This is a genomic window from Rickettsiales bacterium (assembly GCA_029252805.1).
Taxonomy (GTDB): Bacteria; Pseudomonadota; Alphaproteobacteria; order Rickettsiales; family JALZUV01; genus JALZUV01.
In genome coordinates, this window is record JAQXAR010000054.1 from 1 (window position 1) to 6,587 (window position 6,587).

At 46.9% G+C, this 6,587-nt stretch carries 7 protein-coding genes; 4 read left to right on the top strand and 3 right to left on the bottom strand.

Annotated elements, in window-relative coordinates; genetic code table 11:
* Nucleotides 1-372: 372 nt before the first annotated feature.
* Nucleotides 373-720 carry a RidA family protein gene (locus tag P8P30_10175; GenBank protein ID MDG1287907.1) on the bottom strand — a complete coding sequence of 116 codons (348 nt, stop codon included), beginning with the start codon at nt 718-720 and terminating at the stop codon, nt 373-375.
* A 79-nt stretch (nt 721-799) separates the two neighbouring features.
* Nucleotides 800-1,408, bottom strand: a complete 609-nt coding sequence (locus tag P8P30_10180; protein ID MDG1287908.1) for a TetR/AcrR family transcriptional regulator — start codon at nt 1,406-1,408, stop codon at nt 800-802.
* Between the two features lie 102 nt (nt 1,409-1,510).
* On the opposite strand from P8P30_10180, the gene P8P30_10185 reads away from it, so the two are divergent.
* From P8P30_10185 to P8P30_10200, 4 genes are all read left to right on the top strand, one after another.
* Entirely contained in the window at nt 1,511-3,841 is a 2,331-nt protein-coding gene (locus tag P8P30_10185; GenBank protein ID MDG1287909.1) for an MMPL family transporter, read from the top strand.
* On the top strand, nt 3,838-4,692 hold the full coding sequence (locus tag P8P30_10190; GenBank protein ID MDG1287910.1) for an outer membrane lipoprotein-sorting protein: 855 nt from the start codon (nt 3,838-3,840) through the stop codon (nt 4,690-4,692). Before P8P30_10185 ends, P8P30_10190 begins: the two co-directional genes overlap by 4 nt.
* Nucleotides 4,692-5,903 (top strand): hypothetical protein, encoded by a 1,212-nt coding sequence (locus tag P8P30_10195; protein MDG1287911.1) that lies wholly within the window; start codon nt 4,692-4,694, stop codon nt 5,901-5,903. The genes P8P30_10190 and P8P30_10195 overlap by 1 nt, the downstream gene beginning before the upstream one ends.
* 137 nt (nt 5,904-6,040) lie before the next feature.
* Nucleotides 6,041-6,481, top strand: coding sequence for an OmpA family protein (locus P8P30_10200; GenBank protein MDG1287912.1), 441 nt, complete (start codon nt 6,041-6,043; stop codon nt 6,479-6,481).
* 3 nt (nt 6,482-6,484) lie between these two features.
* Here P8P30_10200 and P8P30_10205 read toward each other — a convergent pair.
* The coding region (locus P8P30_10205; GenBank protein MDG1287913.1) for an IS1595 family transposase at nt 6,485-6,587 on the bottom strand (103 nt) is incomplete at its 5' end.

A 6,587-nucleotide genomic window follows, 5' to 3' on the forward strand; every position in this document is an offset into this window, starting at 1 on the left:
CGTAGAACCCGCAATGAAATATTTTATCAACTCTAACTGCTTATTTCTCGATAACTTACAATGCTTTATATACATCAATAACTCCTAACAATTTAAATGTTAGGTGTCAGCCCCAAAAATTATGATATTCTCTGCAAAATGTAAATGCGGTCAAGAAATGACCTCATCCGGAAATTCCAAAGAAAAAAAATTCATGGGAGTTTCGTTTACTGTGTACGAATACACATGCGACAACGGACACTCCCGCTGGGTCCGTAAAATATTTTTTATCATTTAACAGCAGAAAAAAGCTTCTATTCCCATTGGGATAGAAGCTTTTTTCTTATTTCAACCTACCTATCCAGCCTTGACCCAATCGATCCGCTAATCAAGCTATAGCGCGGCGACCACGGTCATCTCCACCCAAGTATTGGGCTTTGCGAGTTCCGCTTGTACACAGGTCCGCGCAGGACGTGGAGCATCCCCCAGCCATTCGCCCCAGATTGCATTCATCCGTGCGGCCTGAGAGATGTCTTTAATATGAATCATCACATGTAATATTTTAGTTTTGTCCGAGCCTACTTCGGCCAAATGATCGTCGATGCGTGCGAGTACCTGACGGGTTTGCTCTTCCAGATCAGCTTCATAGTCATTGGCCACCTGGCCACATAGATAGACAGTGCCATTATGCGTGACAATGCGACTCAGTTTCTCGCCACTGCGATAACGTTCAATGCTCATGATATTTCCTCTTTATTGTAATCTTGTAAAATAACTCTTAGCTAAACTCGCTCATATTCATCTTAGGTTCAAGAAGGCACTACGGTCGCTGTATGATCTGCAGCATATTCTCGATGGTCGAAGCAATTAGCTCGCAATTATTATGCGCTTTACCGATCACCTCAGCCCCCTGCCACGTCGCACTAAAAAGCATCGCCAGATCTTGGGCGGGCATGGTCTCAATAATACTGCCTTCTTTTTGCCCTTGCGAGATAGCTTGCGCGAAATACCCAATTTGCAACTTCACAACGAGTTCTAACTTTTCGCGTATGGGTTCGCTCTTGGTGCTCATCTCAGAAATCAGGTTTCCGATTGGGCAGCCCGGATAGCATATCCCTTCATCATCTCCATCTTGATACGCCTCTGCCCGTGCTTTGACCGACATAAAATAATCCTGAAACTTCTGCATTGCGGGTTTATCGCTGGTGAAGGCGGGTTTCAAAAACTCCTCTTCCAGCATTTCCGTCAGCCACTCCACTAACTCAACCGCTAGTGTTTCTTTGCTCGAGAAGAAGTGATAGAAACTGCCCTTCTGCACATCTGCTTCCTGACAAATTCGTTCCACACCCACCGACTCATAGCTATTTTCCCAAAACAGCATCATGGCTTTTTGGAGAATGATTTCTTTGGTATTACGTCGCGGCGACATGTTTTTTGACCAATCGGTTAAATGCATTTGACTTATCAGTCAAGAGATAGTAGCGATCACTGAGAATGGCAAGTAAATTATACGGGAGAGCCTGCGATGAGCATGACGGATAAATGGGGCGTAGCCTTAGGAAATATGGTTCTAACCTACCGTTGGTTTGTGATTTTCTTAAGCTTTATGCTGGTTTTCGCGACCGGTTATGGCGTCCAATTTATCGGCTTTGATACCAATTACCGCGTCTTCTTTGGCGATGAAAATCCGCAATTGCAGGCCTTTGATGAGTTGCAGAATGTTTACACTAAAACCGATAACACCATGTATGTCATCAAGCCTAAAGCAGGCGATGCGTTCCAACCACAAGTGCTGGAGCTGGTGCAATACCTGACCGAGCAAAGCTGGCAGCTCCCCTACTCCACACGCGTCGACTCTCTGTCTAACTTTCAGTATACCTCTGCCCAAGGCGACGACCTAACCGTTGCCGATTTGATCGAAGGCGACCCAAATCGCTTGAGCAACAAACAACTCTCAACTATTCGCGATATCGCACTTCATGAGCCCCTACTGGCCAAGCGCCTTATCTCGCCCGATGGCAAAACCACTGGCGTGAATATCGTTCATAACTTCCCTGGAAAAACCGCGTTCGAAGTACCGGAAGCAGCGGCCAAAGCACGCGAAATTTTAACCGACGCACGGGCAAAATATCCGGAAATTGAAATTCGCACGTCCGGCATGGTGTTTATGAATAACGCCTTCTCCGAAGCATCACAGAACGATATGGCAACGCTCATTCCAATTATGTACGGCGTGCTCTTGGTCACCATGCTGTTATTCTTGCGCAGTGTTTCGGCAACCTTCACCACCCTATTGGTCATTGCCTTTTCGGCCATTACGGCCATGGGAATCGCCGGCTGGTTTGGCGTTAAGCTCACTCCCCCTTCGGCCAATGCACCGACCATTATCCTAACACTGGCCATTGCTGATAGTATCCACATTATCGTCAGTATGCTGGTGAATATGCGCAAAGGTATGGCCAAACATGCCGCGATCATTGAGAGCCTACGCATCAACTTGCAACCGATTTTCCTCACCAGCATGACGACCGCAATTGGCTTTCTGACGCTTAATTTCTCCGATGCGCCGCCCTTTCATGATTTAGGAAATATGACGGCAACGGGTGTCATCGCTGCTTTTGTCTACTCTATCCTGTTCTTACCCGCCTTATTGAGCGTGTTACCCATTCGCTGCAAACTCCAAGCCGAGAATAAAGAGACAATGGTCGATAAGCTAGGGCAGTTTGTCGTATCTTATCGTCGCCTATTGCTGCCACTGAGCACCGGGCTTGTCATTGTACTCGCACTGATGATTCCGCGGATTGAATTGAATGATGAGTTCGTCAAATACTTTGATGATAGCATCGAATTCCGTACCGACACCGACTTCATGCTCGAGAACTTGACTGGTATTTATAATTTCGAATACTCACTCGGTGCCGGCGGAGAAAGCCAAATCAACAATCCGCAATACCTACAAGAAACAGAGAAATTTGCAAATTGGTTACGCCAGCAACCGGAAGTCATGCATGTCTATTCGATCACCGATATTTTCAAACGCCTGAACAAGAATATGCATGGCGACGACCCCAGCTGGTATCGCATCCCCGACACTAAAGAAATGGCTGCGCAATATTTACTGCTCTATGAATTCTCGCTACCTTATGGGCTGGATTTGAATGACCGGATCAACATTGATAAATCAGCCTCTCGCCTGAGTGCTACCTTACACGATCTTAGTACGGTAGATATACGCAACTTTAAGGATCGCAGCGAAGCGTGGATGCTTGAGAACTTGCCCGATTACATGCAAACACAGGCCACCAGCCCGATTGTGATGTTCTCTTACATCTCGCAACGCAATATTGAGAGCATGGCCGTCGGCAACATTGTCGCTCTCATTGTGATCTCACTCATCATTTTGATTGCGCTAAAAAGCATCCGCATGGGAGCAATTAGCCTCGTGCCAAACTTAGTACCTGTCGCGATGGGGCTTGGTATCTGGGGCTTGTTAATCTCACAAATCAATATGGCGGTTGCCGTCGTGGCGGCAGTCAGCCTCGGAATTATCGTCGATGATACCGTGCACTTCTTAAGTAAATACCACCGTGCGCGGCGCGAAAAGAACTATAATGCCGAGCAAGCCGTGCAATATGCGTTCAGTACTGTGGGCAGTGCGCTGATCATCACTACCTTTATTTTGATTGCAGGTTTTGGCATTTTGATCTTATCTTCTTTCCAAATGAATGTAACCTTGGGGCTGCTTACCGCTATTATGATTGGCTGCGCGCTGATTGCAGATTTCTTTCTTCTGCCGCCACTACTTATTGCGATTGACCGCACCAAAAAAACTAAAGACACCCAACAGGAAGAATCCTTATGATGAAATATTTATCCGTTAGCCTGCTGGCCGCTGCCATGCTTGCCACCTCTGGCGCACAAGCCGCCCCCCCCTCTTACGCTAAACATTCTGCCGAAGAGATTATGGCAATGGAGCTAGCCCCCGAAAAGCTTGGATTGGAGATTGTCAAAGAAGCTGACCTACGTGATTTCGGGTTCGGTGATTTTGAAGTCGAACTAGAGATGACCCTGCGTAACGCGCATAATCAAGAAAGCACGCGCGAGCAACGCAATCAAACGTTTGAAATGGTCGATCCAAACCTAGGTGACAAAACCCTGATCATCTTTGACCGCCCGCGCGATGTCAAAGGCACTGCCTTTCTCACCTATTCCAAAATCCTAGAACCGGATGATCAGTGGCTTTACCTACCCTCTCTTAAACGAGTCAAACGCATTGCGTCCAAAAACAAATCAGGGCCCTTTGTTGGCAGTGAATTTGCCTATGAAGATATTTCGTCGCAAGAAGTTGCTAAATACACCTATAAATACCTCAAACAAGAAACCTGCCCAACCGCTGCTGCGCTCAAATGTTTTGTCGTAGAGCGTTATCCGGCCTACGAATATTCTGGCTATAGCAAACAAATTAGCTGGATTGATACCGAGCATTTCCGCCTGCAAAAGGTTGATTTCTATGACCGTAAGCAAGACCTACTCAAAAGCCTAACCTATGCAGGCTATCAGCAGTATCTGAAGCAATATTGGCGGGCTGACCAGTTTTTGATGGTCAATAAGCAGACCGGGAAATCGACTGATATTAACTGGAAGGGCTATAAATTCCGCACTGGCCTCAGCGAAGATCAGTTCACCAAGAACAAACTGAAGAACACGAAATAATGCCCCACTCCTTACGATCATTTGCCGTCACCTTCATAGCCGGGCTACTCCTCACCAGCCCAACCTATGCGGCGCAAGCGGACTGGGAAATGGCGGGCTATGCTGCCATGGATGGTCGCTTCTTTCTGGATAACCCCGCCTTCAACGACCAGAAGGACAATAACGGCGTCAGCATCCTCATTGAGCCGGAATGGTATTATACGGATGATAGCAATACCGTCACCATCCGCCCTTTCGCGCGGTTTGATGCCTTTGATAAGGCCCGCAGCCATGTCGATTTCCGCCAATTAGATTGGCTACACGAGGCGGATAGCTTCTCCCTTCGCGCCGGTTTCGGCAAAGTCTTCTGGGGCGTAACCGAATCCAATCATTTGGTCGACATCATCAACCAGACCGATGTCATTGAGGATGTTGACGGTGAAGATAAGTTCGGCCAACCCATGTTGCAGCTGATTAAGCCCACCGATTACGGCACGTTTCAACTTTTCTACCTGCCCTATTTTCGTGAGCGAAACTTCGCTTCCAATGCTGGACGTTTACGTTCCAACCCATCAGTTGATGACCGACAAGCCAGCTATGATTCCGGTGCAACACAATGGCATCCGGATGTTGCCCTACGCTATGAACATGGCTTGGGAAACTGGGATATCGGCCTCTCCCATTTCCATGGCACCAGCCGTGAAGCCCGTTTACTCAGTGGCACAGATGGTGTCGGCAATGCCGTTCTCACCCCGCATTATGACCTAATCGACCAAAGCGGTCTTGACCTACAATACACGACTGATTCCACCTTGTGGAAGCTGGAGACAATCTCTCGCTCAGGCCATGGCGATCGCTTTGAGGCGATTTCCGGAGGCTTCGAATACAGCTTCTACGGCGTATGGGAGAGTCCTATCGATATAGGCACATTGGCCGAATATCACTATGATGGCCGCGGCTCATCTGCCCCTGCAACCTTGCTGGATAATGACTTATTCCTCGGCACCCGTATCGTAATGAACAATGTTTCAGATACCGAGCTCCTCGCGGGCATCATGCTGGATAAATCTGGTGACAGCACCTTTATGTCCGCTGAATTCTCGCACCGACTGGATGATAACTGGAAAATGGAGGCCGATATACGCCTCTATACAGATATTACAGCGGATCGCCCGAGCGTTTCTGTGCGGCAGGATGACCATGCGCAACTACGACTCGCCCGCTACTTTTAAAACGCCTAGTAGGTTGCCCCTTCTTTATTTTCTTGCACATCACTATCTTCAGCGAACCTGTATGTGCAAATATAACAATGAGGGAATTGTCACGACATGTTAACAAATAATAACTTTTTATCCGCTATAATAGAAAGATGGTGGAAAACATAGACTCATCGATACTCTTTCAGGCAAGGTCTGCAGTTCAGCAGATTACTGGCCTGCCCTCCAATAAGACACCCCTCCCCGTTAAAGACGAGAAAAAAGACCCGAAAGTGACTTCAAATCAGAAATTTGAAGGTGAACGACACACTGTTCGTGAGGGTGAAAATACTTATGTTTATCATCAGGATACAACTGCTAAAAATACCCATAGCCGGTTAAATTACATAGGAGAGGTCATCAGCATCGATAACCTCTATACAGGCGATCGTGCAATTTATTTTGATCATGCTCAAAAGAACCTAACGCCTGATGACTATAAAACCGTTACTAATATTGTCGATTTCTTAAAAGCAAACCCCGACACAAATATCAGCATAGAGGGTTATACTGACACCACAGGTCCGGATACTTATAATAAAATATGGGGCTGACACCTAATAATATTCTTTGAGCAACTTTTTCAGGTCTGCCAGTAAGTCACTTGGTGTGCCCATATTAAACCTCCACTCACATTCTTTCAAGAACAGATTAAAATGC